Source organism: Rhodococcus sp. NPDC059968 (assembly GCF_042738615.1).
Classification (GTDB): Bacteria; Actinomycetota; Actinomycetes; order Mycobacteriales; family Mycobacteriaceae; genus Rhodococcus_F.
Window position 1 is genome coordinate 23,844 of record NZ_JBHWUE010000054.1, and the last position, 24,086, is coordinate 47,929.

21 protein-coding genes are annotated in these 24,086 nt (G+C 68.2%); 7 read left to right on the top strand and 14 right to left on the bottom strand.

Going from position 1 to position 24,086, the window contains the following annotated elements:
- Positions 1-7: 7 nt before the first annotated feature.
- Both ACFWAY_RS33585 and ACFWAY_RS33590 read left to right on the top strand, forming a co-directional pair.
- Positions 8-3,022: a bifunctional [glutamine synthetase] adenylyltransferase/[glutamine synthetase]-adenylyl-L-tyrosine phosphorylase gene (locus tag ACFWAY_RS33585; protein ID WP_378456809.1), complete on the top strand. Its 3,015-nt coding sequence runs from the start codon at positions 8-10 to the stop codon at positions 3,020-3,022.
- Positions 3,019-3,984, top strand: a complete 966-nt coding sequence (locus ACFWAY_RS33590) for an endonuclease/exonuclease/phosphatase family protein (protein WP_378513580.1) — start codon at positions 3,019-3,021, stop codon at positions 3,982-3,984. The genes ACFWAY_RS33585 and ACFWAY_RS33590 overlap by 4 nt, the downstream gene beginning before the upstream one ends.
- A 3-nt stretch (positions 3,985-3,987) precedes the next feature.
- Here ACFWAY_RS33590 and ACFWAY_RS33595 read toward each other — a convergent pair whose 3' ends face one another.
- From ACFWAY_RS33595 to ACFWAY_RS33620, 6 genes are all read right to left on the bottom strand, one after another.
- A complete protein-coding gene (locus ACFWAY_RS33595) occupies positions 3,988-4,971 on the bottom strand; it encodes a glycine betaine ABC transporter substrate-binding protein (protein WP_378456807.1) in 984 nt (327 codons plus the stop codon).
- Complete coding sequence (locus tag ACFWAY_RS33600; RefSeq protein ID WP_378456806.1) at positions 4,971-5,744, bottom strand: ABC transporter permease; 774 nt, start codon at positions 5,742-5,744, stop codon at positions 4,971-4,973. Before ACFWAY_RS33600 ends, ACFWAY_RS33595 begins: the two co-directional genes overlap by 1 nt.
- The gene (locus ACFWAY_RS33605) at positions 5,741-6,967 is read right to left on the bottom strand and encodes an ABC transporter ATP-binding protein (protein WP_378513581.1); all 1,227 of its coding nucleotides are present in this window, start codon (positions 6,965-6,967) and stop codon (positions 5,741-5,743) included. Before ACFWAY_RS33605 ends, ACFWAY_RS33600 begins: the two co-directional genes overlap by 4 nt.
- Positions 6,960-7,610, bottom strand: coding sequence for an ABC transporter permease (locus tag ACFWAY_RS33610; RefSeq protein ID WP_378456849.1), 651 nt, complete (start codon positions 7,608-7,610; stop codon positions 6,960-6,962). Before ACFWAY_RS33610 ends, ACFWAY_RS33605 begins: the two co-directional genes overlap by 8 nt.
- A gap of 98 nt (positions 7,611-7,708) precedes the next feature.
- Positions 7,709-8,689 carry an antibiotic biosynthesis monooxygenase gene (locus ACFWAY_RS33615; RefSeq protein ID WP_378513582.1) on the bottom strand — a complete coding sequence of 327 codons (981 nt, stop codon included), beginning with the start codon at positions 8,687-8,689 and terminating at the stop codon, positions 7,709-7,711.
- A 6-nt stretch (positions 8,690-8,695) separates the two neighbouring features.
- Positions 8,696-9,949: a multidrug effflux MFS transporter gene (locus ACFWAY_RS33620; protein WP_378513583.1), complete on the bottom strand. Its 1,254-nt coding sequence runs from the start codon at positions 9,947-9,949 to the stop codon at positions 8,696-8,698.
- A 232-nt stretch (positions 9,950-10,181) separates the two neighbouring features.
- On the opposite strand from ACFWAY_RS33620, the gene ACFWAY_RS33625 reads away from it, so the two are divergent.
- The gene (locus tag ACFWAY_RS33625; RefSeq protein WP_378513584.1) at positions 10,182-10,868 is read left to right on the top strand and encodes a DNA alkylation repair protein; all 687 of its coding nucleotides are present in this window, start codon (positions 10,182-10,184) and stop codon (positions 10,866-10,868) included.
- 182 nt (positions 10,869-11,050) lie between these two features.
- On the opposite strand, the gene glnA is transcribed toward ACFWAY_RS33625, so the two are convergent.
- Complete coding sequence (glnA, locus tag ACFWAY_RS33630; RefSeq protein WP_141469698.1) at positions 11,051-12,487, bottom strand: type I glutamate--ammonia ligase; 1,437 nt, start codon at positions 12,485-12,487, stop codon at positions 11,051-11,053.
- A 211-nt stretch (positions 12,488-12,698) separates the two neighbouring features.
- On the opposite strand from glnA, the gene ACFWAY_RS33635 reads away from it, so the two are divergent.
- The gene (locus ACFWAY_RS33635) at positions 12,699-13,175 is read left to right on the top strand and encodes an RDD family protein (protein ID WP_378456801.1); all 477 of its coding nucleotides are present in this window, start codon (positions 12,699-12,701) and stop codon (positions 13,173-13,175) included.
- A gap of 66 nt (positions 13,176-13,241) precedes the next feature.
- Here the strand turns inward: ACFWAY_RS33635 and ACFWAY_RS33640 are convergent, their stop codons facing one another.
- The 5 genes from ACFWAY_RS33640 to sucB all read right to left on the bottom strand — a co-directional run bounded on the left by ACFWAY_RS33640 (position 13,242) and on the right by sucB (position 18,683).
- Entirely contained in the window at positions 13,242-14,000 is a 759-nt protein-coding gene (locus ACFWAY_RS33640; RefSeq protein ID WP_037226684.1) for a DUF4191 domain-containing protein, read from the bottom strand.
- A 73-nt stretch (positions 14,001-14,073) separates the two neighbouring features.
- The gene (lipA, locus tag ACFWAY_RS33645; RefSeq protein WP_172651133.1) at positions 14,074-15,084 is read right to left on the bottom strand and encodes a lipoyl synthase; all 1,011 of its coding nucleotides are present in this window, start codon (positions 15,082-15,084) and stop codon (positions 14,074-14,076) included.
- 52 nt (positions 15,085-15,136) lie between these two features.
- The gene (lipB, locus tag ACFWAY_RS33650) at positions 15,137-15,913 is read right to left on the bottom strand and encodes a lipoyl(octanoyl) transferase LipB (protein WP_378513585.1); all 777 of its coding nucleotides are present in this window, start codon (positions 15,911-15,913) and stop codon (positions 15,137-15,139) included.
- 47 nt (positions 15,914-15,960) lie between these two features.
- Positions 15,961-16,851 carry a TIGR01777 family oxidoreductase gene (locus ACFWAY_RS33655; RefSeq protein ID WP_378456798.1) on the bottom strand — a complete coding sequence of 297 codons (891 nt, stop codon included), beginning with the start codon at positions 16,849-16,851 and terminating at the stop codon, positions 15,961-15,963.
- Between the two features lie 92 nt (positions 16,852-16,943).
- Positions 16,944-18,683 (bottom strand): 2-oxoglutarate dehydrogenase, E2 component, dihydrolipoamide succinyltransferase, encoded by a 1,740-nt coding sequence (gene sucB, locus ACFWAY_RS33660; protein ID WP_378513586.1) that lies wholly within the window; start codon positions 18,681-18,683, stop codon positions 16,944-16,946.
- Positions 18,684-19,011: 328 nt separating this feature from the next.
- Here sucB and ACFWAY_RS33665 point away from each other — a divergent pair, with 328 nt between their 5' ends.
- A complete protein-coding gene (locus ACFWAY_RS33665) occupies positions 19,012-19,350 on the top strand; it encodes a hypothetical protein (RefSeq protein WP_005247738.1) in 339 nt (112 codons plus the stop codon).
- A gap of 68 nt (positions 19,351-19,418) precedes the next feature.
- Here the strand turns inward: ACFWAY_RS33665 and ACFWAY_RS33670 are convergent, their stop codons facing one another.
- Entirely contained in the window at positions 19,419-20,936 is a 1,518-nt protein-coding gene (locus ACFWAY_RS33670; RefSeq protein WP_378513587.1) for a leucyl aminopeptidase, read from the bottom strand.
- A gap of 121 nt (positions 20,937-21,057) precedes the next feature.
- Between ACFWAY_RS33670 and gcvT the strand changes: the two genes are divergently transcribed.
- Complete coding sequence (gene gcvT, locus ACFWAY_RS33675; protein ID WP_378513588.1) at positions 21,058-22,158, top strand: glycine cleavage system aminomethyltransferase GcvT; 1,101 nt, start codon at positions 21,058-21,060, stop codon at positions 22,156-22,158.
- A 63-nt stretch (positions 22,159-22,221) separates the two neighbouring features.
- On the top strand, positions 22,222-23,325 hold the full coding sequence (locus ACFWAY_RS33680) for a branched-chain amino acid aminotransferase (RefSeq protein ID WP_378513589.1): 1,104 nt from the start codon (positions 22,222-22,224) through the stop codon (positions 23,323-23,325).
- A 19-nt stretch (positions 23,326-23,344) separates the two neighbouring features.
- Here ACFWAY_RS33680 and ACFWAY_RS33685 read toward each other — a convergent pair whose 3' ends face one another.
- Positions 23,345-24,085, bottom strand: a complete 741-nt coding sequence (locus tag ACFWAY_RS33685) for an adenosylcobinamide-GDP ribazoletransferase (RefSeq protein ID WP_378456793.1) — start codon at positions 24,083-24,085, stop codon at positions 23,345-23,347.
- Position 24,086: the final 1 nt, after the last annotated feature.

Sequence of the window (24,086 nt, forward strand, 5' to 3'; positions counted from 1 at the left end):
CAAGAGCATGGTGAAGCCTCCGGCAGCGCGTTCTGCCGTTCCCGGTCCGGGTCGTCTGGGTCTCGTCGAGCCGACTGCTCCGTCCGAACTCCGCGAACTGGGCTGGGTCGGTGAAGACAGCATCGAACTGCTCTGGTCGTTGTCGCGGGCCGCGAACGCCGACCTGGCCCTCCGCACCCTGGTGCGCCTGAAGGAAGGGCTCGGCGAGGGCTGGGCCGAACTCGATGCGGCGCTCCGCACCGACAAGGGCCTGCGAGGCCGGCTGTTCGGGCTGTTCGGTGCGTCCAGCGCGTTCGGCGACCACCTGGTCGCGGATCCCGCGTCCTGGAAGATCCTCGACGGCGACGTCCGCCTCCCGTCGAAGGCCGAGGCGACCGCCACGATGATGGCCGCAGTCGGGGCCGAACCCGAGGTGGGTGCCCACCCGGATGCCAACCTCTACCGGGCCGAGGTCACCGGACCCGATGCCATCGCGGCGCTGCGCAAGGCGTACCGCGACGAGCTGATGCTGCTCGCCGCCGTCGACCTCGCGGCGACTGTCGAGAACGAACAGGTACTTCCGTACCAGACGGTCGGGCATCAGCTGTCCGATCTGGCGGATGCCGCGCTGAGCGCCGCCCTCGCCGTGGCCGTCGCAGCCGTGTGCCCGGACGCCCCGTGCCCCGTGCGGCTGGCCGTCATCGCCATGGGCAAGTGCGGTGCCCGCGAACTCAATTACGTCAGCGACGTGGACGTGGTCTTCGTCGCCGAACCCGCCGACTCGATCGCGAGCCGGATCGCGGGCGAGATGATGCGCATCGGGTCCTCGGCGTTCTTCGACGTGGACGCCGCGCTGCGGCCGGAGGGCAAGCGCGGGGAACTCGTCCGCACCCTCGAATCCCACGTCGCGTACTACAAGCGGTGGGCCAAGACCTGGGAGTTCCAGGCGCTGCTCAAGGCCCGCCCGATGATCGGCGACGTCGCGCTCGGACAGCAGTACGCCGACGCCCTCAGCCCGATGGTGTGGACCGCATCGGAGCGCGAAGACTTCGTTCCCGAGGTGCAGGCGATGCGCCGCCGGGTGGAGGAGATGGTTCCGCCGGAACTCCGTGAACGCGAACTGAAACTGGGCCGCGGCAGTCTGCGCGACGTCGAGTTCGCCGTCCAGCTCCTGCAACTCGTGCACGGGCGTGCGGACGAGGCGCTGCACGTCCAGAGCACCATCGACGCGCTGACCGCCCTCGCCGCCCGCGGCTACGTGGGCCGCGACGACGCCGCGAATCTCGCTGCGTCGTACGAATTCCTCCGGTTGCTCGAGCACCGGCTGCAGCTGCAGAAGCTGCGGCGCACACACACCCTCCCGCCCGCCGACGACGAGGAAGCGCTGCGCTGGCTGGCTCGCGCGGCGCACATGCGGCCCGACGGCAGCAAGGATTCTCTCGGCGTTCTCAATGCGGAGATCAAGCGCAACGCGCACCGCGTGCGGCGCCTGCATGCCAAGCTGTTCTACCGGCCGCTGCTCGAATCGGTGGCGCGCATCGACAAGGAGGCGCTGCGGCTGAGCCCGGACGCGGCCATCCGTCAGTTGGCGGCGCTGGGCTACACCGCCCCGGAGAACGCGCTCGGGCACCTCACCGCACTCACCAGCGGCGCGTCCCGCAAGGGCCGCATCCAGGCGCTGCTGCTGCCGACGCTGCTCGAATCGCTTGCCGACACACCGGATCCCGATGCGGGCCTGCTCGCGTACCGGCGGCTGTCGGACGCGATGACCGATCAGACCTGGTTCCTCCGGCTGCTGCGTGACGAGGCCTCGGTCGCCGAGCGGCTGATGACGGTGCTCGGATCCTCGGCCTACGTTCCCGACCTGCTGATCAAGGCGCCGGACGTGGTGCGCCTGTTCGCGGATTCGCCGGCCGGACCGCGACTGCTGGAGTCGAAGCCGGAGGACGTCGCCCGCGGCATCCTGACGGCGTCGGCACGCCACGACGACCCGGCCCGTGCGATCGCGGCGGCGCGCTCTCTGCGCCGCTACGAGCTGGCCCGTATCGCCTCCGCGGACATCCTCGGCATGCTCGACGTGCCGGGCGTGTGCCAGGCGCTGTCGTCCGTGTGGGCGGCCGTGCTCAATGCCGCCCTGGCGGCTGTGACCAAGGCGAGCGAGAAGGAACTCGGCACGCCCGCTCCCGCGACCTTCACGGTGATCGGCATGGGCCGGCTCGGTGGTGGCGAGCTCGGCTACGGTTCCGACGCGGACGTGCTGTTCGTGTGCGAGCCGCGCGAGGGGATCGACGAGACGGTCGCCGTCAAGTGGGCCAACAGCATCGGCGACAAGGTACGGGCTCTGCTCGGCGCGCCCAGCACCGATCCGCCGCTCGAGGTCGACACGGGCCTGCGGCCGGAGGGTCGCAGCGGCCCGATGGTGCGCACGCTGGCGTCCTACGAGGCCTACTACGCGCAGTGGGCGCAGGCGTGGGAGATCCAGGCACTGCTGCGCGCGCATCACGTCGCGGGCGACGCCGATCTGGGGCTGCGCTTCCTGCACATGATCGACAAGACCCGCTACCCGGAGGGCGGAGTGTCGGATCAGGCGGTCCGCGAGATCCGGCGCATCAAGGCGCGCGTCGACTCCGAACGGCTGCCGCGCGGCGCCGACCCGGCGACGCACACCAAGCTCGGGCGCGGCGGCCTCGCCGACATCGAATGGACCGTGCAGCTGATCCAGCTCCGGCACGCCCACGAGATCGAGTCGCTGCACAACACGTCGACCCTCGAGACACTTGACGCGATCGGCGCGGCGGAGCTGCTCAGCGAGTCCGACGTCGAACTGCTGCGTGACGCGTGGATCACGGCGACGAAGGCGCGCAACTGCCTCGTGCTCGTTCGCGGCAAGGCCACCGATCAGCTGCCCGGTTCGGGCCGGGTGCTGTCCGCGGTCGCGCAGATCGCCGGCTGGGGTGGCAGCGATGCAGGCGAGTTCCTCGACAACTACCTGCGGGTGACCCGGCGGGCCAAGGCTGTGGTGGAGAGAGTCTTCGGGGAGTGATCGCCACCTGGGGGGTGCGGGCGCTGACGGCGCTCGGGTGGCTCGCGGTGCTCGCCGGCGTGTTCGGTGTCGTGCTGAGATTCCTCGACGTCCAGAATCAGCGTCTGCTCGTCCTGGCGTCCGCGGCGCCGTACCTGATGGCCGCTGCCGCGGTCGGGGTGCTGTTGCTCGGAATCACCCGGCACTGGATCGGTTTCGGCGTCGCGCTGACGGTGGCCGCGGTGGCCACCCTGTCGCAGGGCCCGCTGTACGTGGCGAACGGTTCGGTGACGGCGTCCGGGCCGGAACTGACGGTGATGCAGGCCAACATCTGGCTCGGCAACGCGGACGCCGACTCTCTCGTCCGGCAGGTCCGGGACCGCGACGTCGACGTGCTCACCACCAACGAACTGACACCGGAGGCCGTCGACCGGTTGGTGGCCGCGGGAATCGAATCGACCCTGCCGTTCTCGTTCCTCATGCCCGGTAGCGGCGGCGAGGGAACCGGGATCTGGAGCCGGTACCCGCTGACCGACAAGGTCCACCACTCGGAATTCGTCCTGTCCGCGCTGTCGGCCCGGGTAAAACTCCCGCACGGTGCGAGCACGGCACTGTACGCGTTCCACCCGGTCCCGCCGTGGCCGTCGGATCCGTCGCTGTGGTCGCGCGAGATGGACCGCATCAAAGTCATTCTCGACGCCGTCCCCGCCGACTCGGGACCCGTGATCGTCAGCGGCGACTTCAACTCCACCCGCGACCACGTGAAGTACCGCAACCTCGTGACCGGACGCTACCGCGACGCCGCCGACCAGGTGGGCGCCGGAATCCAGAACACGTATCCCGCCGACCGGCAGCCGTTCCCGCCGATGATCGCGATCGATCACATCGTCACGAGCGGAGCGCAGGCGGAGTCCGTGGAATCGGTGGTGCTGACGGGTTCGGATCACCGAGGCCTGATCGCGAAGATCGCCCTGGGCGGCTGACCGTCACGGCAGCGTGACGAATCCCTTTTCCACCAGCCAGTCCCGGGCCACGTCCGCCGGTTCCTCGCCCTCGACGTCGACCCGCCGGTTCAGTTCGGTGATCTCCTCGTTTGTCAGCGCCGCGGAGATCGGGGCCATCACGTCAGCCACCTGCGGATGCGCCTCCGCGAAATCCTTGCGCATGGTGATCGCCGGGTTGTACTTCGGGAAGAACTGGCGATCGTCCTCCAGCAGCACCAGATCGAGCGCGATGATGCGGCCATCCGTCGTGAACACCTCGCCGAACTTGCACTGCGTTCCGTCCGCGGTGGCCTGATAGATGATGCCGGTCTGGAGGATCTGGCGGTTCGCGCGGGCGGGGTCGAAGCCGTATTTGGCGGCCATACCCGGGAACCCGTCCTGCCGGACGTTGAATTCGGTTTCGACGCAGGTCGTCGCCGCGGCGGGGTCGCGGTTGACCAGGTCCGCGTACCCCGAGAGGGTGGTGATCCCGGTTTCCTCGGCGGTCTGCCTGCTCATCGCGAGTGCATACGTGTTGTTCATCGGGGCAGGATCCACCCACACCATGCCGTTGCTTGCGAGGTCCTCGTCGCGGACCGCCTCGAACTGCGCGGTCGGGTCGGGGATCGGAATCTCGTTGCCGAGGTAGTTGATCCACCCGGTCCCGGTGTACTCGTAGGTGACGTCGATCTGCCCGTCCAGCTGGGCGTCCCGTGTGCTGTTGGACCCCTGGATGTTGGTGAGGTCGCGCACGTCGGCGCCGGCGGCGCTGAGGGCGAACTCGATGATGTACCCGAGGGTGACCTGCTCGGTGAAGTCCTTGGAACCGACGGTGATCTTGACACCTTCGAGTTCGGGGACGGGCTGGATGCTTCCCGGTTCCACCGACAGCGGCAGGGCGCCACCGGATTCGAGGCCGCAGGACGCTGCGAGGACTCCGCAGAGTGCCACGGCCGTCGCGGCGATCGCCTTCCGGAGGTGGTTCATCAGCGCAGCCCCTTCGGGCCGAGGAACTCCTCGGCCAGGGCTCCGCACCAGTCGACGAGCAGCGCGAGCGCGACCGCGAGCACGGCTCCCACCACCAGGGTCACGTTGTCGCGCAACTTGTATCCGGTGTCGATGAGGATTCCCAGACCGCCCGCGCTGACGAGGAAACTGAGCGTCGCGGTGCCCACGGCGAGCACGAGCGACGTGCGCAGTCCCGCGAGGATGTACGGGACGGCGAGCGGGAACTCGACCTTCCGCAAGACGAGACCGGCGGTCATGCCCTGTCCCCGCCCGGCGTCGATGACGGCGGGATTGACCTCCTGCAGACCCAGGATCGTGTTCCGGAGAACAGGCAGGAGGGAGTAGAACGCGATGGGGAGCACCCCGATCCAGAATCCGGTCGTCCCCGTCGCGAGGAACAGCAGCACCAGTAGTCCGATGGCCGGCGCGGCCTGTCCGATGTTGGCGATTCCGATGAAGATCGGTGCCAGCTTGGTGAACCCGGGCCGCGTCAGCAGGATCCCCAGCGGAACGGCGATGACGACGACGATCGCGACCACCACGACCGTGATCAGCACGTGCTGCCACGTCAATGTCGCGATGTTGGCGGCGTTGAGGCTGCCCTTCTGCGTGGCGGTGAGTTCGCGGCTGAAGGCCCAGGCGAGGACACCCACCACCAGGATCACGACGATGATCGGCTGGACCAGCAAGCGGGCCCGCTCCGAACGCCGGGCGGCAGGCGCGGCGGGCTTCGCGACGACGGCGGCCGTCATGACGTTGTCCCGCCCTCGCTCGCCTCGTTCTGCTGCGGCTCGCTGTCCTCGTCGTCGTGCGCGTGCTCCTCACGCATCGCCGACAGGTGCGTCACCAGCGTGTCGATCGTGATCAGGCCGTGGTACTCGCCCCGCCTGCCGGTGACGATCGTCGACGCACTGCTCTCCGCCAGGAGCGCCTCGAGGGCGTCCTGCAACGTGGACTGGGTCGACACCACCTCTTCGATCGGGTCGCCGATGTCGCGCAGCGAGGTGGCGTTGGCCAGGTGCCGCATCGACACCCAGCGGGTCGGGCGGTCGCGCGCGTCCAGGAGGACGCCCCACTTGATCTTGCGGGGGGCGATCGCCGCCCGCAGATCGTCCACCGAGCCGTCCTCGTACGCGGTGGGGCAGTCGAGGAGTTCGACCTCCGCCACCCGGGTGAGCGTCAGCTGCTTCAGCGACGCGTCCGCGCCGACGAACCCGGCCACCATGTCGTTGGCAGGATGCGCGAGGATCGCCTCCGGAGTGTCGTACTGCATGATGTGCGACTGGTTGCCCAGCACCGCGATCCGATCGCCCAGCTTGACCGCCTCGTTGAAATCGTGCGTCACGAAGACGATCGTCTTGCCGAGATCGGACTGCAGTCGCATCAACTCGTCCTGCAGCAGTCCGCGCGTGATCGGGTCGACCGCGCCGAACGGCTCGTCCATGAGCAGCACCGGGGGATCGGCGGCCAGCGCCCGCGCCACCCCGACCCTCTGCTGCTGACCGCCCGACAACTGCCGGGGGTAGCGCTCGCGGTAGAGGTCGGGTTCGAGTCCGACGAGGTCGAGCATCTCGTCGGTGCGGTCGGCGATCTTCTTCTTGTCCCAGCCGATCAGACCGGGGACCGTGCCGACGTTCTTGGCGATCGTGAGATGCGGGAACAGTCCGGCCTGCTGAATCGAGTAGCCGATGCCGCGCCGCAACTTGTCCGGGTCGATGGACAGGGCGTCCTTGCCGCCGATCGTGATCTTCCCCGACGTCGGTTCGATGAGCCGGTTGATCATGCGCATGGTGGTGGTCTTACCACAGCCGGACGGGCCGACGAGGACCACGATCTCCCCGGCGGGGATGCGCATCGACACGTTGTCGACGGCCGCCTTGTCCTGGCCCGGGTAGCTCTTGACGACGTCTTCGAGGACGATGTCCACGCCCGAGACGGTGCTTCCGTTGGTGTGCGGTGTATCGAGGTCAGTCACGGATCCCCCTGGAGGTGGTGAGTCGGCCGATGACGGCGAGGACGCCGTCGAGTACGAGGGCGAGGATCACGATCAGAACGGTCCCCGTGAGGGCCTGCGGTATCGCTGTCGGGCTGCCGACGCGGGAGAGTCCCGAGAAGATGAGGTTGCCGAGACCGGGACCCTTGGCGTAGGCGGCGATCGCGAGGATGCCCATCAGCATCTGCGTGCTCACCCGCATGCCCGTCAGGATCGACGGCCAGGCGAGTGGGAGTTCGATCCTGCTCAGCACCGTCGTGCGGCTCATTCCCACCCCCCGGGCGGCGTCGGTGATCGCGGGGTCGACGGAGGCGAGTCCGAGGATGGTGTTCCGGATGATCGGCAGCAGTGCGTACAGCACCAGAGCGGTCACGGTGGGGGCCACACCGAGGCCGAGGATCGGGATCAGCAGGCCGAGCAGGGCGAACGACGGGATGGTGAGGATCGTGCTCGCGAGTGCGGTGGCGATCGCGGAGCCGGCCGGACTGCGGTACACGAGGATCCCGATCGCCACCGCGACGATCGTGGCGATCACCACCGACTGCACGACTGCGCTGACGTGCAGGAACGAGTCGGTGAGCAATTGCTGCTTCCTGGCGGAGACGAAGTCCCACAGTTGCTGCATGTCCAACCGTGAACACCTTTCTCCAGATGTGAAAACAGACCTCGGTCCTTCACAGTGCTATGTACCCGAACATCGCGCAGGTGAATCGGGAAACTCTGTTACGTGGTCGGAATCATGAACAGCACGGTGCATACGGCGATCGAAATCCCGAACAGCGCGATCATCACGGCGTAACCGAGGTTCCGCCGGCGGGGGGAGATCGCCGGATCCATCCACCACCCGAACACCTTGAACGCCGCCGGAACCGCCCACCAGCCGAGGATCTGAGTGGTGACCAGGTTCGCGAGAAACAGGGCGACGGCGATCGGCACACCGTGCGCCTCGATGAACGGTGCGCTGACGAAATGGCCCCAGATCACGACCAGCGGATACAGCACCAGCAGCGCCAGGAGGTTGCTTCGGGCGACCGGCACGGGTGGCGGCTCGTCACCGCCCGCGCCGCGGAACCAGAAGTCGAAACCGTAGCTCGCTTTGCGGATTCGGAGATTCTTGTTGAACTTCTCACCCTCCTTCAGGAGGGCCGCCCGCTCGGGCGAATCCATCCATGACGCCAGGTTGTCCTCGGTGTCGAAGCTCAGCACGATCGTCCAGTCCTCGGTGATCCCCTGCACCGGCCTCTCGACCTTGTGCCCCCGGAAACCCCGGAACCCCGCCTCGGCGGCGGAGATCTTGCGCTGCCAGTCCATGAACGCCGACTCGTCCTCGGGGTCGACGTGACAGGAGATGACCACCGACGTCGCCGACTGCTCCCGGGTCTGCTCGCCGGTGAGCAGGTGGACGTCCTCGTTGCCGATGAAGGCGTGCTTGATCTCCGCCACGAGCTCCGTCCGGCGGTCGCTGTCGAGCCACGCGCGGGCGTCCTCGATGGTGACGAACCGCAGCACGTCCACCCAGTCGTCCTGCACGGGCGGCGACGGCGGCACGATGTCCTGATCGATGAAACCCGGAACCGTCGCGAGGGCCTCCGCCGCGCGCTTCTGCCACCGTGCGTAGTCGGCGTAACTCGCGTCGTCGATCCGGCGTTGGAAGATCACCGACACCGGGGACGCGGCAGGGCTGCGCGGGTGTGAATGCGGCACGTGCGGTCACCTCCGTTCTGGTCGTGGTGCGGGCGCGGCGGAGGGGGAACCCTGGGACCGCCGGGTGGACGTGGTGAGGAGCAGCAGGACCCCGGCTCCCGCGCCCAGGGTGAGGTACAGCCAGCCCAACGGTGCCTGGCTGTTCTCCGGCAGCAGTCCGGCGACGGCCATCGCCGCACTGACGACGAGATAGCAGGCCGCCGTGACGACACCGCCGATCAGTCCGAGATTGCGCGTGAACAGTCCGAGGGCGAGCCCGTACATCTGCGGGCAGAGCACTCCGCATCCGGCGAGCGCGAGGCAGGCGCCGATCGTGATGGCCGGTGCGGTGACGACGGACAGCCCGGCCGTGACGGTGAGCACGAGTGCACCCGACAAGAACACCCACCACGCGCCGAACGCGAGCCGGCGGGTGCCGACCCGAACCGCCAACGCGCTGCAGGCGAGTTCGCCGAGGAGGTTGGCGCCGCCCACGACGAGCGCCACCGCACCGTAGGCGGCAGGGGAGAAGCCCAGGATCTGCTGGTAGAGGAAGGGTGCGACGACACCGAACACCATCTGAGCGGACGCCATCAGTCCGAACACGAGCACGAACCCCACGAAGATGCGGTGCCGCAGAGCCGCCCGCAGCACCCGCGCCGCGGCGGTGACGTCGACCGGTGCCCGCAGTTCGGGCGGAAGCGTCTCCGGCAATCCCACGACGACGAGGGGAACGGCGAGCGCCGCCAGAAGCGCGATCAGCCCGAACACCAGACGCCACGAGATGAACTGCACGAGTACCCCACCCACGGCGGGTGCGAGGACGGGTGCCAGCCCCCACGCGGCCCCGAGGAGACCGGACACGGACGTGAGCCGGGCACCGCGGTAGCAGTCGGCGGCGATCGCGTAGGCGAGGACGAGGCACGCGCACCCACCGATACCCTGCACGAATCTCAGACCGAGCAGGAGTGTGATGTTCTGCACGAGTGCGCATCCCACGCTGGTGACGACGAGGATCGCCAGGCAGGTCAGCAGAGTCCGTTTGCGGCCCACCGCATCCGCGATCAGTCCGACCGGAATGAACGCCAGACTCATCCCCAGCATGTAGGCCGTCACCGTGTTCTGCACCACGGCTGCGGACGCGTCCAGATCGAGCACCATCTGCGGCAACGCCGGGGTGTAGATGTCGAGCGGGATCTGGCTGAGCGGAATCACCAGCAGCAGAATGACCACGACACGGCGCGGAACCGGCACGCCGGACGGCGTCGTGGGCACTGACATCCCGCACCACCTGCTTCTCGACCCGAGGGGGCTGGAGAACGGAGCAAGTATCCCGAAAGGCTTCGACCGCACGTTCCGCAACGGTCCGGGCGGTCGGTTCCCTGGATCATACGACGCGACCCACGGCGCTCGGGTGGGTTCCGGACCGCGCGGTAGGGGAGTAACACACGAAACGACGGAGGCAGGCTTCCGTCGTAGGCTGAATCTCCCATGTGACGGACAGGAGGCTGAGGTGGCCGAGACGGCGCTGACCGAGACGACGGTGGCCGAGGTGATGGCCGAGCTGGCCGAGCTCGAGGACTCGAAGGCGCGCGAAGTGAACGAGAAGCACGGTGACGATCACGGTGTGAACCTCGGCAAGCTGCGCGCGCTCGCGAAGAGGCTGAAGACACAGCAGGAACTCGCGTGCCGGCTGTGGGAGACGGGTGACACCGCGGCGAGACTGCTGGCGATCCTGATCTGCCGCCCGAAGGCGTTCGAGCGGGACGAGTTGGACGTCATGGTGCGCGAGGCGCGCGCACCCAAGGTGCACGACTGGCTCGTGAACTACGTGGTGAAGAAGAACCCGCACTCCGAGGAGCTGCGCCTGGCGTGGTTTGCCGATCCGGATCCAGTGGTCGCGAGTGCCGGCTGGGCGTTGACCACCGAACGCGTGGCGAAGAAGCCCGAGGGCCTCGACCTCGCGGGACTGCTCGACGTCATCGAGGCGGAGATGAAAGACGCTCCGGATCGCCTGCAGTGGGCGATGAACCACTGCCTGGCTCAGATCGGGATCGAGGACGCCGAGCACCGCGCCCGCGCACTCGACATCGGTGAGCGCCTGGAGGTGCTGAAGGACTACCCGACTTCCCCGGGCTGCACATCTCCGTTCGCGCCGATCTGGATCACCGAGATGGTGCGCCGGCAGGGCGACGAGTAGGAAGGTTCGACCGCATCGACCCGCGGCCGGTGACCTGTGGCCGGACGCAGAAGAGCCCACCCGCGCCCGCGATCGGTGTCGTGATCGCGGCGCGGATGGGCTCGACTGAAGCTACTGCGTACCGACTGCGGACCGGGGCGCTCTACCGAACACCCCGACGCAGGTCAGTGGCTGCGGACGACTTACACGTCGTAGTACAGCTGGAACTCGTACGGGTGCGGACGCAGGTTGACCGGAGCGATTTCCTGCTCACGCTTGAGCGAGATCCACGTCTCGATCAGGTCGGACGTGAACACGCCGCCCTCGGTGAGGTAGTCGTGATCTGCCTCGAGGCGATCGATGACGGCCGACAGGTTGGTGGGAGCCTGCGGGATGTTGCGGGCCTCCTCCGGCGGGAGCTCGTAGAGGTCCTTGTCGACGGGAGCCTGCGGCTCGATCTTGTTCTTGATGCCGTCCAGGCCGGCCATCATCTGCGCCGCGAAGTTCAGGTAGGGGTTACCCGAGGAGTCGGGGGCGCGGAACTCGAGGCGCTTGGCCTTCGGGTTGTTGCCGGTGATCGGGATACGCACGGCCGCCGAGCGGTTGCGCTGGCTGTACACGAGGTTGATCGGGGCTTCGTAGCCCGGCACCAGACGGTGGTACGAGTTGACCGTCGGGTTGGTGAACGCCAGCAGAGACGGTGCGTGGTGCAGGATGCCGCCGATGTAGTGACGCGCCATGTCGGACAGACCCGCGTAGCCGGCCTCGTCATGGAACAGCGGCTTGCCGTCCTTCCACAGCGACTGGTGGACGTGCATGCCCGAGCCGTTGTCGCCGAACAGCGGCTTCGGCATGAAGGTGGCCGACTTGCCGTGCTGCCAGGCGGTGTTCTTCACGATGTACTTGAACAGCTGCAGGTCGTCTGCGGCCGCGAGCAGCGTGTTGAACTTGTAGTTGATCTCCTGCTGGCCGCCGGTGCCCACCTCGTGGTGGCCGCGCTCGAGCTCGAAGCCCGCGTTCTGCAGGTTGGTGGAGATCTCGTCGCGCAGGTCGACGTAGTGGTCGTACGGAGCGACGGGGAAGTATCCACCCTTGGGGCGGACCTTGTAGCCCAGGTTGGGGCTGCCGTCGGCGTTCACGTCGTTGCCGGTGTTCCAGGAACCCGAGATGGAGTCGAGCTCGTAGAACGCGCCGTTGATGCCGGAGTCGTAGCGGACCGAGTCGAAGATGTAGAACTCGGCCTCGGCGCCGAAGAAGGCGGTGTCGGCGATGCCGGTCGACTTCAGGTACTCCTCGGCCTTGCGCGCGACATTACGCGGGTCGCGGCTGTAGGACTCACGCGTGAACGGGTCGTGCACGAAGAAGTTGATGTTCAGCGTCTTTGCCGCGCGGAACGGGTCGATCTGGGCGGTGGCGACGTCGGGGAGGAGCATCATGTCCGACTCGTGGATCGACTGGAAGCCGCGGACGGACGAACCGTCGAACGCGAGGCCGTCCTCGAACACGTCCTGGTTGAACGCGGACGCCGGGATCGAGAAGTGCTGCTGCACGCCCGGCAGGTCGCTGAACCGGATGTCGACATATTCGACGTTCTCGTCCTTGATGAACTTGATGACCTCTTCGGCCGTGGTGAACGCCACGCTTGTGCTCCTTAAGTCGCTTCAGCCAAGTGGATATTGGCGAATTCGTCGAGCCAGACGGTAAGGACTTGGTGTTGCCCGCTGGTCAACCTTTTGTTTCGCCCGTGTTACGCGTCGAATCTTCCTGGGCTTTTGCACCGGCTGTGACTGCGCACACAGCCCAAAGCTCCGGTGTGAGGTCCTCAGAGAGGCGACGCCTATCCTGGACAGCATGGCACGTATCACCGGTTCTTGGCTTTCCGGACCTTCGGCTGCACTGCCGAACGGCGCGGACGAGACGAAGCAGTCCTTCCGGGGCGAGCGCCTCGGTTTGCAGGCGGAAGGTCCCGGTTCCCTCGCGAGCACGGGACGCCGTCTCGCCGCTCTGATGATCGACTGGGTGTCGTCGGCGGGCGTCGCGGCACTGATCATCGGCGACAACTTCTTCGAGGGTCCGTTCTCGACCTTCACGCTGCTGGTCTGGTTCGTCGTCGGTGTTGTGACGGTGTCGCTGTTCTCCTTCACACCGGGGCAGCTGTTTCTCGGCATGCAGGTGGCGCGGGTGGACGGACCCGCCCGTGTCGGCTTCGTCCGGGCCCTGGTGCGTCAGGCGCTGCTCGTGTTCGTCGTGCCCGGGACCATCACGGACATCGACGGTCGAGGTATGCAGGACCGGGCCACCGGCACCGCCCTGATCCGCACGCGCTGACCCCGCAGAACGTCTTCCGCCCGATGTCGGGGATCGACATCGGGCGGAGTAGGGGGCGACAGGCTTCTAGCGACGACGGATGGTGCGCTGCACGCCACGCATCTTCGCGCCGCCGGGCATCGGACCCTTGGGCAGTGCGGCGCCGCCACCGCGGCTGCTGAGCGCCGCGAGCCGCGACTCGATGGCGTCCATCCGCTTGGTGTCGATGTTCTTCGGGAGCTTGTTCAGATGCTTCTGCAGCTGAGACAGCGGGACCTGTCCCTCGTCGTTGCCGATGACGATGTCGTAGATCGGGGTGTCGCCGACGAGGCGCGCCGTCTTCTTCTTCTCCTGGGCCAGGAGCGACTTCACGCGTTGCGGCGATCCCTCGGCGACAAGGATGACGCCGGGTCGTCCGATCACGCGGTGAACGGCGTCGAGCTGCGTGGTGCCCGCGATCGCGCTGGTCACGCGCCAGGAGCCCTGCATGTTGTCGAGCGCCCAGGCGGCCGCGCCTGCCTGGCCCTCGGCCTTGCCGTACACCGTCTTCTGGACGCGCCGTCCGAAGATGATGAAGGCCCCGAGCACGCCGAGGAGGAGACCGATCGGGAGGAGGAACCACTGGAGGCCCCAGATCAGACCGACGAGGAAGAACACCACCGCGAGTCCGATGAGCGTGCCGAGCATGAGCGGCAACAGCAGCTTGTCTTCCTTGCGCTGCATCTGGAACGCCTGCCAGAGCTGAGTTCTGCGTTCCTTCGACGCCTGCCTGCGGGCTGCCTTGGCGGCTGCCTTTGCTTCTTTACTGGGTTTGCCCGCTTTACCGGATTTACTGCCGTTCGCCATGCTCTTCAGGATACGTCCCTGGCTGTGCGCGGTGATGACCCGTCCGGTGTCGACCACCGCGCACGCGTCGAGGTCAGCGGGCGAGCCGCGCCATGAGGGAACTTGCTTCCTGTGACGCATCGCCGCTTTCGGTGAGATGTGCCTGTCCTGCAGGCAATTCACGGCCGTGGTGGGCCATCGCCTGCGCGTAGAGGCGGCCGGCGCGGTAGGAGGAGCGGACGAGGGGTCCGGCCATGACGCCGGCGAACCCGATCTCCTCGGCGGTCGTGGAGTGCTCGACGAACTCCTCGGGCTTGACCCACCGTTCGACGGGGTGGTGGCGGGGGGAGGGGCGCAGGTACTGGGTGATGGTGATGATGTCGCAGCCGGCGTCGTGCAGGTCGTGCAACGCCTGGGTCACCTCGTCGGGGGTTTCGCCCATGCCGAGGATGAGGTTGGACTTGGTGACGAGGTTGTCTTCGCGGGCGGCGGTGATCACGTCGAGGCTGCGCTGGTAGCGGAACGCGGGCCGGATCCGCTTGAAGATGCGGGGGACGGTTTCGACGTTGTGGGCGAGCACCTCGGGGCGGGTGGAGAACACCTCGGCGAGCTGGTCGGGTTTGGCGTTGAAGTCGGGGATGAGCAGTTCGACGCCGGTGCCGGGGTTGAGCTGGTGGATCAGGCGGACGGTTTCGGCGTAGAGCCAGGCGCCGCCGTCGGGGAGGTCGTCGCGGGCGACGCCGGTGATGGTGGAGTACCGGAGTCCCATCGCCTGGACGGACTCGGCGACGCGGCGGGGTTCGTCGCGGTCGAGGTCGTCGGGTTTGCCGGTGTCGATCTGGCAGAAGTCGCAGCGGCGGGTGCATTGTTCACCGCCGATGAGGAACGTCGCCTCGCGGTCTTCCCAGCATTCGTAGATGTTGGGGCAGCCGGCTTCTTCGCAGACGGTGTGCAAACCCTCGCGCTTGACGAGGCTTTTGAGCTCGGAGTATTCCGGGCCCATCTTCGCTCTCGTCTTGATCCAGTTCGGTTTGCGTTCGATCGGAGTCTCCGCATTTCGGATCTCGAGGCGGAGCAATTTGCGTCCTTCTGGGGCCACAGTCACGGAGACGATGGTACGCCCGGCCCGTCGCACCCGGCGGGCCGGGGAGCAGAGGTCAACCGTACTGAACAGTAGTGAATGTGGGCGCGGAGGACGTCGTCCCGGCGGTGGCGGAGTCGAACGTGACCCGCTCGATGTCGTGTTCGGTCACCGGAAGTTCGCCGTCGAGCGCGGTGACGACGGCCGCCGTGACAGCGGGGGTGACCTCCTCGACCGTGACGTCGCGGCCCAGTTCCTGCGACAGCGACGTGACCCCGGCGTCGCGGATACCGCACGGGATGATCGCGTCGAACCCCGTGAGAACGGAATTGCAGTTGAGTGAGAAGCCGTGCAGTGCGACACCGCGCTGTACGCGCACCCCGATGGCCGCCACCTTGCGCTCGGGCAGCCACTGCCCGTTGTTCAGGGACGCCGGCAGCCATACACCGGAGCGGCCGTCGACCCGGCCGCAGTCGATGCCGAGGTCGGTGCACACGGTGATCAGCGCCTGCTCGAGCCGGCGCACGTACCGCACGACGTCGACCGGTTCGGCCAGCTTGACGATCGGGTAGCCCACCAGCTGTCCCGGACCGTGCCACGTGATCTTCCCGCCGCGGTCGACGTCGATGACGGGAGTGCCGTCGGTCGGACGGTCCTCGGGTTCGGTCCGACGCCCCGCGGTGTAGACGGCCGGGTGTTCGAGCAGGAGCAGCGTGTCGGTACCCACGTTCTCGGCGCGTTCGGCCGCCAGCTCGCGCTGTCGATCCCAGGCGTCGACGTACCCGATCGTGCCGAGGTATTCGATGGAAATCGGGGATGGGCTGAAACGGGCGGATTGTGTCGCGCTGCTCATGCGCTAGAGGTTACGCCCGGGCACCGGCCGCACCGTCACGACCTGGGTCACCGCACGAGGGCGGCGTCGAGCGCTTCCCTGATGGTGTTGTGCCGGAACCGGAATCCCGAATTCTCGAGCACCGTGGGTATCGCGCGCTGTCCGGCCAGGATGCCTTCCTGCGCAAACTCTCCGACCAGCGCGCTGAGCGCAAACCCGGGAACGATCCACGGCGCGGGGCGGTGCAGCGTCCGCGCGACCGCGCCGTTGAACTGGGCGTTGGTGACGGGCGCCGGGCCGGTGACGTTCACGGGACCGGCGACGTCGTCGCGGGTGAGGACGAACTTGATCGCATCGACCTCGTCCTCCAGCGAGATCCACGACAGGTACTGGCGGCCGTTGCCGAGCCGGCCGCCGAGCCCGAACGAGTACAGCGTCTTCAGCCTGCCGAGCAGGCCGCCGTGGGGGGAGAGGACCATACCGCTCCGCAGCAGAACCGTCCGGACCTTTGAGGTGTCGGCGGGGGCTGTCGCGGCCTCCCAGTCGCGGCAGGTGTCCGCGAGGAAACCCGTCCCGGAGGGCGAGGTCTCGTCGACGATCCGGTCTCCGGTGTCGCCGTAGTAGCCGACTGCGCTTGCATTCACGAACACGGGCACCGCGGCCTCGGTGACGCCCTCGGCGAGGACGTCGGTGGCGGCGATGCGGCTGTCCCGGATCAGTTGCTTGTACGCCCCGGTCCAGCGTTTGTCGCCGACCCCGACGCCGCACAGATTCACGACCGCGTCGGCGTCCGCGAGGATCCCCGTGTCGATCCGATCCTTCTGCGGATCCCAGCGCGACTCGTCGGGACCCGCGGACGACCGGCGGACGAGGCGGACGACGTCGTGACCGTCGCCGCGGAGAGACGAGACGAGAGCGGTGCCAATCAGCCCGGAGGAACCGGCGATGACCACTCGCATGTGCAACAGCCTCCTTCACAGCGCAGGGGCACCATCCCTGCTGGAAATGGTGCCCCTGCGAAACTACGTTCGGCTCGAAGTCCGGTGACGGATCAGAGGCCGAGGTCGGCCTCGAACGCTCCTTGCTCCAGACGCTGCTTGATCGTGGTCAAGAAGCGGCCGGCGTCGGCACCGTCGACGAGGCGGTGATCGTAGGTGAGCGGCAGGTAGCACATCGAGCGGACGCCGATGCTTTCACTGCCGGACTCGTCGGTCACGACCACGGGACGCTTGACGATCGCGCCGGTTCCGAGCATCGCGGCCTGCGGGGGCACGAGGATCGGGGTGTCGAACAGGGCGCCCTGGCTGCCGATGTTCGTGATCGTGAACGTGCCACCGGACAGCTCGTCCGGCTTGAGCCCACCGGAGCGGGCGCGCTTGGCGATGTCCGCGATGGCGCGGGCCAGCCCGGCCAGCGACAGGTCGCCGGCGTTGTGGATCACGGGAGACAGCAGGCCCTGGTCGGTGTCGACCGCGATGCCCAGGTGCTCGGCGTCGTAGTAGGTGATCTGCTTGTTCGCCTCGTCGTAGCTGGCGTTGACGTTCGGGTGCGACTTCAGCGCCTCGACGACGGCCTTCGCGAAGAACGGGAGGAACGTGAGCTTGACGCCCTCGCGCTCGAGGAAGGTGTTCTTGGCCTGCGCGCGCAGGGCCGCGATCTTGGTGACGTCGATCTCGAAGGTCTGGGTGAGCTGCGCCGTGGTCTGCAGCGACTCCCGCGTCTTCGTGGCGGTGATCTGACGAATCCGGTTGGCCTTCTGCGTGGTTCCGCGCAGGTGCGCCAGTTCGGGGCGGACCCCGGCGGAGGCGGCTGCGGGAGCAGCGGCGGCGGCCGGTGCGGCGGCAGGCGCGGCAGCGGCGGCCGGTGCCTTCTTGGCCTCGGCGGCGGCGAGGACGTCCTGCTTACGGATGCGGCCACCGACTCCGGTGCCCGTCACCGAGGACAGGTCGACGCTGTTGTCCGCAGCGAGCTTGCGCACCAGCGGGGTGACGTACGGGGTGCTGTCACCCGAGGTGGCCGCGGGAGCGGGTGCGGCGGCTGCGGGAGCCGGCGCGGACGCTGCCGGAGCGGCGGCCGGGGCCGGGGCACTCTTGGCAGGCGCGGGCTTCGCCGGCTCCGGGGCCGGAGCGGGCTTCGCGGGCTCGGGGGTCGGCTCGGGCTTCGGTGCCGCGGCCGGCTTGGCGGCGGGCGCACCCGAACCGATGACGGCGAGCTGACCGCCGACGGCGATGGTGTCGTCTTCCTCGGCGCTGATCTCGAGAAGCGTACCGGCGACGGGGGACGGGATCTCCGTGTCGACCTTGTCGGTGGACACCTCGACGAGCGGCTCGTCCACGGCGACCTCGTCGCCGACGGCCTTGAGCCAGCGGGTGACGGTGCCCTCGGTGACGGACTCGCCCAGTTCGGGCATCTTCACGGCGGTGCCCTCGGCGGAACCGTTGCCGGACGCTGCGGGCGCAGGCTCGGCGGCCGGTGCCTCCGCGGCGGGAGCCGGCTCGGCGGCGGGCTCTTCGGCGGCGGGTGCGGGAGCGGAGTCGGCGGCAGGAGCCTCACCGGCGTCGCCGATCACGGCAAGCTCGCCACCGATTTCCACGGTGTCGTCTTCCTGAGCAACGATCTTGCTGAGAACGCCGGCCACGGGAGACGGGATTTCCGTGTCCACCTTGTCCGTGGAGACTTCGAGCAAGGGTTCGTCAACTTCGACCGTGTCTCCTTCCTGCTTGAGCCACCGCGTGACAGTTCCCTCGGTGACACTCTCACCAAGCGCTGGCATCTGGACGGAGAAGGCCATGTCTTTTGACTCCTCGACAGTTGTGTTCGGGTTGTTGAATTTTGTCGACTTGTGGTCGTGAACCATTGTGCTCGAGATGCACGTGTCTTGCGTCTACTTGCAGGTAATTCCGATTCGTCGTCACCCACTCGCTGTGTCGGCGCTCCACATCTTTCCATTGATCCGACCGGCGTGTCCGCCGAGGGGCACCCGTCGGGGACTCCGGTGTGTCGCGACGTAATCGCTACCGGCCAGTAGTTTTCGTGTGCGGCGGAAACCGGAGGTTCGCTGGCAAACTTGGAGGACAGTCGCCGGCGGCGTCCGGCGCACGCACTCGAGGAGGCTCGACGTGGGGTTGTTCGACCGATTCTCGCGGCCTCGGTCCGGCCGATCTCAGGCGTCCCCGGAAGATGCCGCGTATCTCGCGAACTGGACTCGCACACACCTCGGTGTGGAGGCCTACGTGGAACCTCAGACGACGGTGACGGAAGTCACTGTCGTGCTCGTCGCGGCGGACGGCGAGTGGACCCGGCGCCGGGTGGGCGGCGAACGCGGCGCCCGCAAACTCGGTGAGGATCTCCGCATACCCGTGTACGACGTCCGCAAGACCGGCTACCCCCAGCGGATGCGTGACCACGACGCGCGGCGCCGCATCGAGCGGAAACGGGAGCGCGAGCGCGACCTGTAGGCGGCTTCGCCGCCCGTGCGCCTTTCTGGTAGCGGGAACAGCCAGAAAGGCGCACGGGCCCGAAGGGCCTACCCGTTGGCGGCGATGTCCTCGATCACCGAGATCATGGTGCGCACGGGCACGCCGGTGCCGCCGCGGCCGGTGTATCCCCACGGTCCCGACGAGTTGTAGGCCGGTCCGGCGACGTCGATGTGCGCCCATTGGACGCCGTCCGCGACGAACTCCTTCAGGTACAGGGCCGCCGCGAGCATGCCGCCCCAGCGGTGGTTGGTGACGTTGGCGAGGTCGGCGACCTTCGAATCGAGGTCCGAGCGCAGTTCGGCGGGCATCGGCATGGCCCACGCGTTCTCACCGGTCGCCTGGGAGATGGCGGCGACGCGGTCGCGGAACTCGTCGGTGCCCATGACACCGGGCGTCCGGTTGCCCAGCGCCACCATCTGCGCGCCGGTGAGGGTCGCGGTGTCGATGAGGTAGTCGGGGTCGTCCTCGCACGCGCGGACGATGGCGTCGGCGAGGACGAGGCGTCCCTCCGCGTCGGTGTTGATGACCTCCACCGTCGTTCCGCCGTACTGGGTGAGGACGTCGCCGGGACGCTGCGCGGTGGACGACGGCATGTTCTCGGCCATCGGGACGGTGGCGGTGACCTCGACCTGCAGACCGAGCTTGGCGGCGAGGACCACGGTGGCGACAACGGCTGCGGCGCCGCCCATGTCGGACGTCATGTTCTCCATGCCGGCGGCGGGCTTGATGGAGATGCCGCCGGTGTCGAACGTGATGCCCTTGCCGACGAGCGCGACCTTGGGGGCGTTCCGCTTCTTGGCGGAGTAGCTCAGCCGGACGAGCCGCGGGAGCCGGGACGAGCCCTTGCCCACCCCGAGGATGCCGCCGTACCCGTTCTTTTCGAGCGCCTTCTCGTCGAGGACCTCGACCTTCAGTCCGGCGTCGGTGCCGAGAGTCTTTGCGCGGTCCGCGAATTCGGCGGGGAAGAGGTGGCTCGGGGGAGTGTTGACGAATTCGCGCGCGGTGGCGACGGCTTCGGCGATCGCCGCGGAGCGTGCGAGGGTCTCCTTCGACTCCTTGGCACGCGGCGACGACACCAGCAGCTCCACCCGCGAGACGGGCTGTGCGTCCGGGCCGGGAGCGGATTTCGCGGACTTGAATTCGGTGAACCGGTACGCGCCGAGGGCGAAACCTTCGGCTGCCGCACCGAGATCGAGTACGGACAGGGTGGTCGCGACGGTGCCGACGCCACTGAGTGAACGCGCTGCTGCGCCCGCGGACTTGCGGATCTGCTCGGCGTCGAGCTTCTCGGCCGAACCGAGGCCGACGGCGAGCACGCTGTCGACCGGAAGCGTGTCGGGTGCCGGGATGCGGGTCGTCTCCTCCGCCTTGCCGGAGGCCCCCACCGAGACGAGCGTGTCGAGCAGATCGGTCAGTACCGATTCGTCGACGATGCCGTCGCCGAGCGCGATTTCGGGGCCGTCCGAGCTCGACGTCAGCCCGATCACCAACACGTCCACCCGCTTGCCGACGGTGCCGGCCAGGGCGAGTTGTGGTCCGAGGGGTCGGGCTGTGTGAGTGCTCACGGTGTCTCTCCTGCAGCGGTTCGGGATCGGGTGGTGTCGGATGGTCGACGTCCGTCCCGATGGTAGTGCTCGTCCGCCGTCGCCTACCCGGTGCGCCCGGGGGTCGGATAAGTTGAGGCCCATGACCGAGGAGCAGTTGTCGCAAGGTCCCGTCCATGCCGTTCACGTCGAACTCGGGGCCACGTTCGCTCCCTTCGGCGGCTGGGAGATGCCTGTCTCGTACGCCGGTGTCGTCGCCGAACACACCGCGGTGCGCGAGTCGGTGGGGGTGTTCGACGTCAGCCACCTCGGCAAGGCCCTCGTGCGGGGCAGCGGCGCGGCCGCCTTCGTCAACTCGGCGCTGACCAACGATCTCGACAAGATCGGTCCCGGCAAGGCGCAGTACACGCTCTGCTGCACGCCGTCGGGCGGAGTGATCGACGATCTGATCGCCTATTACGTGAGCCCCGACGAGGTGTTCCTCGTCCCGAACGCTGCCAACACCGCCGACGTGGTCGCGGCACTGGCCGCCACGGCGCCCGAGGGCGTCACGGTGGACAACCAGCACCGGGACTTCGGTGTGATCGCCGTGCAGGGCCCGAAGTCGGCGGACGTGCTCACCGCGCTCGGCCTGCCCACCGACATCGAGTACATGGCCTTCGCGGACGCCACGTGGGACGGGGTTCCCGTCCGCGTGTGCCGCAGCGGGTACACCGGCGAGGTCGGGTTCGAACTGCTGCCGCGCTGGGAGGACAGTGAGAAGCTGTTCCGGGCCGCGGTCGAGCAGGTCCGCGCACACGGCGGCCAGGTCGCCGGTCTCGGTGCCCGGGACACGCTGCGCACCGAGATGGGATACCCGTTGCACGGGCACGAACTGTCGCTGGAGATCTCCCCGCTCGAGGCGCGATGCGGCTGGGCGATCGGGTGGAAGAAGCCGAAGTTCTGGGGCAAGGAGACGCTCACCGACGAGAAGGAGTCCGGCCCGGCGCGCAAGCTGTGGGGCATCAAGGCGCTGGACCGCGGGGTTCTCCGTGCCGGTCAGACCGTGGTGCGCGACGGCGAGTCGATCGGCGAGACCACGTCGGGCACGTTCTCGCCCACGCTCAAGGTCGGGATCGCATTGGCGCTGCTCGACTCCGGAGCCGGGGTGTCGGCCGGAGACGAGATCTCCGTGGACGTCCGGGGGCGCTCGCTGCGCGCCGAGGTGGTGTCTCCGCCGTTCGTGGAGATCAACACCAAGTAAGCCCCTGTCGCGGACGACCTGTCGGCCGTGGGGCGGCGGAAGGCGTTCGATAAGATCACGGGCATGACAGGTGTCACCGAGTTCGTTCGCGTCCCGCATCCCGCCCTCACCTCCGACGAGGTACGGCGAGAGATACTGGCGGCGCCCGGATTCGGCCGGTACTTCACGGACCACATGGTGTCGATCACCTACTCCACGGAGCTCGGCTGGCACGACGCCAAGGTGGAACCGTACGGGCCGCTCCAGCTCGACCCCGCCGCGATGGTGCTGCACTACGGACAGGCCATCTTCGAGGGGCTGAAGGCGTACCGGCAGCCCGACGGCGGCATCTCGACGTTCCGCCTCGAGGCGAACGCCGAACGACTTGCGACGTCGGCTCGCCGTCTCGCGATGCCGGAGCTGCCGGAGGAGTTGTTCGTCAAGTCGATCACCGAACTGCTCGAGCTGGACCACGAATGGGTGCCCGCCGCCGGCGGCGAGGACGCGCTGTACCTCCGCCCGTTCATGTTCTCCACCGAGGCCGGTCTCGGTGTGCGTCCGGCCGACGAGTACCGCTACCTGCTGATCGCCTCGCCCGCCGGCGCCTACTTCCCGCGTGGAGTGAAGCCGGTCAGCGTGTGGCTGTCGACGGAATACGTGCGCGCCGCACCCGGTGGCACCGGAGCCGCCAAGTTCGCCGGCAACTACGCGGCCTCGCTTCTCGCGCAGGCGCAGGCCGCCGACGAGGGATGCGACCAGGTGGTGTGGCTCGACGCCATCGAGCGGTCGTACGTGGAGGAGATGGGCGGCATGAACCTCTTCTTCGTGTTCGGCTCCGGCCCCGACGCCCGCCTCGTGACACCGTCCCTGTCCGGGTCGCTGCTGCCGGGGATCACCCGCAACTCGCTACTGACCCTCGCGACCGACGCCGGTTTCGCGGTGGAGGAGCGTCGGATCAGCACCGACGAATGGCGCACCAAGACCAAGTCGGGTGAGATCACCGAGGTGTTCGCGTGCGGTACCGCGGCGGTCATCACGCCCGTCGGCCGGGTCAAGTCGGCCGAGGGTGAATTCACGGTCGCCGACGGCGAGCCCGGCGAGGTGACCATGGCCCTGCGCGACACGCTGACCGGTATTCAGCGGGGAACGTTCGCCGACACCCACGGCTGGATGACCAAACTGCGCTGAGCTCGGTTTCGGCGGTCGCTCAGAAAGCGAGACCGATCGCCGAGACGGTGACGGTGATCTCGAGCGCAGCGCCGAGCACGTCGCCGTTCAGGCCGGCGAATCGCCGGACGCAGTGGGCCACCAGCAGTGCGGTGAGCGTCAGCGCGACCGCCGCGACGACCGGTCCCTGCCACCATGGCGAGGTGCACCACGCGGCCGCCGCGAGGAGCGGAACGGTCCAGGCGATGCCGGTCCACGGTGACTGGGTTTCGGCGACCAGTGCGCCGAATCCTTCCGTCGACGACGCGGGAATTCCCCGCCGGCAGGCGAAGACGACCGCCACCCGCCCGGCCGCCACGGCGACGGCCACGCACGCGAATTGTCCTGCGGCGGCAAGAGATCCGAACGCCAGCCCCTGCGCACCCAGGCAGATCACCAGGGCGCACACCCCGAACGGGCCCGCGCCGCCGCTGTGCATCACTGCCCGCGCCCGCTCCGGCGGCCCGTAACAGCCGAGCCCGTCGACGGTGTCGGACAGACCGTCGACGTGCATGCCCCGGGTGGCGAGGGCGTGTGCACCCACCGTCACCAGGCCGGCGAGGGCGGGGTCGAGACCGGCGGACACGAGCGCCCACAGCATTCCCGCGGCCAGGACTCCCAGCGCGATCCCGGTGACCGGCGCCGCCCGGATCGCGCGGCGACCCGCCGCACGGTCCACGGAATCCGGTCCGCGCAGGGGGAGGACCGTCAGCCAGGAGAACGCGAGCACCACGCCCGACACG

Coding starts and splice junctions, on each gene's coding strand:
- ACFWAY_RS33600 (WP_378456806.1), bottom strand. CDS start 5,744: ATGACGGCCGCCGTCGTCGCGAAGCCCGCCGCGCCTGCCGCCCGGCGT.
- ACFWAY_RS33640 (WP_037226684.1), bottom strand. CDS start 14,000: ATGGCGAACGGCAGTAAATCCGGTAAAGCGGGCAAACCCAGTAAAGAA.
- ACFWAY_RS33655 (WP_378456798.1), bottom strand. CDS start 16,851: ATGCGAGTGGTCATCGCCGGTTCCTCCGGGCTGATTGGCACCGCTCTC.
- ACFWAY_RS33635 (WP_378456801.1), top strand. CDS start 12,699: ATGGCACGTATCACCGGTTCTTGGCTTTCCGGACCTTCGGCTGCACTG.
- sucB (WP_378513586.1), bottom strand. CDS start 18,683: ATGGCCTTCTCCGTCCAGATGCCAGCGCTTGGTGAGAGTGTCACCGAG.
- ACFWAY_RS33595 (WP_378456807.1), bottom strand. CDS start 4,971: ATGAACCACCTCCGGAAGGCGATCGCCGCGACGGCCGTGGCACTCTGC.
- ACFWAY_RS33680 (WP_378513589.1), top strand. CDS start 22,222: ATGACAGGTGTCACCGAGTTCGTTCGCGTCCCGCATCCCGCCCTCACC.
- ACFWAY_RS33610 (WP_378456849.1), bottom strand. CDS start 7,610: ATGCAGCAACTGTGGGACTTCGTCTCCGCCAGGAAGCAGCAATTGCTC.
- gcvT (WP_378513588.1), top strand. CDS start 21,058: ATGACCGAGGAGCAGTTGTCGCAAGGTCCCGTCCATGCCGTTCACGTC.
- ACFWAY_RS33620 (WP_378513583.1), bottom strand. CDS start 9,949: ATGTCAGTGCCCACGACGCCGTCCGGCGTGCCGGTTCCGCGCCGTGTC.
- ACFWAY_RS33585 (WP_378456809.1), top strand. CDS start 8: ATGGTGAAGCCTCCGGCAGCGCGTTCTGCCGTTCCCGGTCCGGGTCGT.
- lipB (WP_378513585.1), bottom strand. CDS start 15,913: ATGAGCAGCGCGACACAATCCGCCCGTTTCAGCCCATCCCCGATTTCC.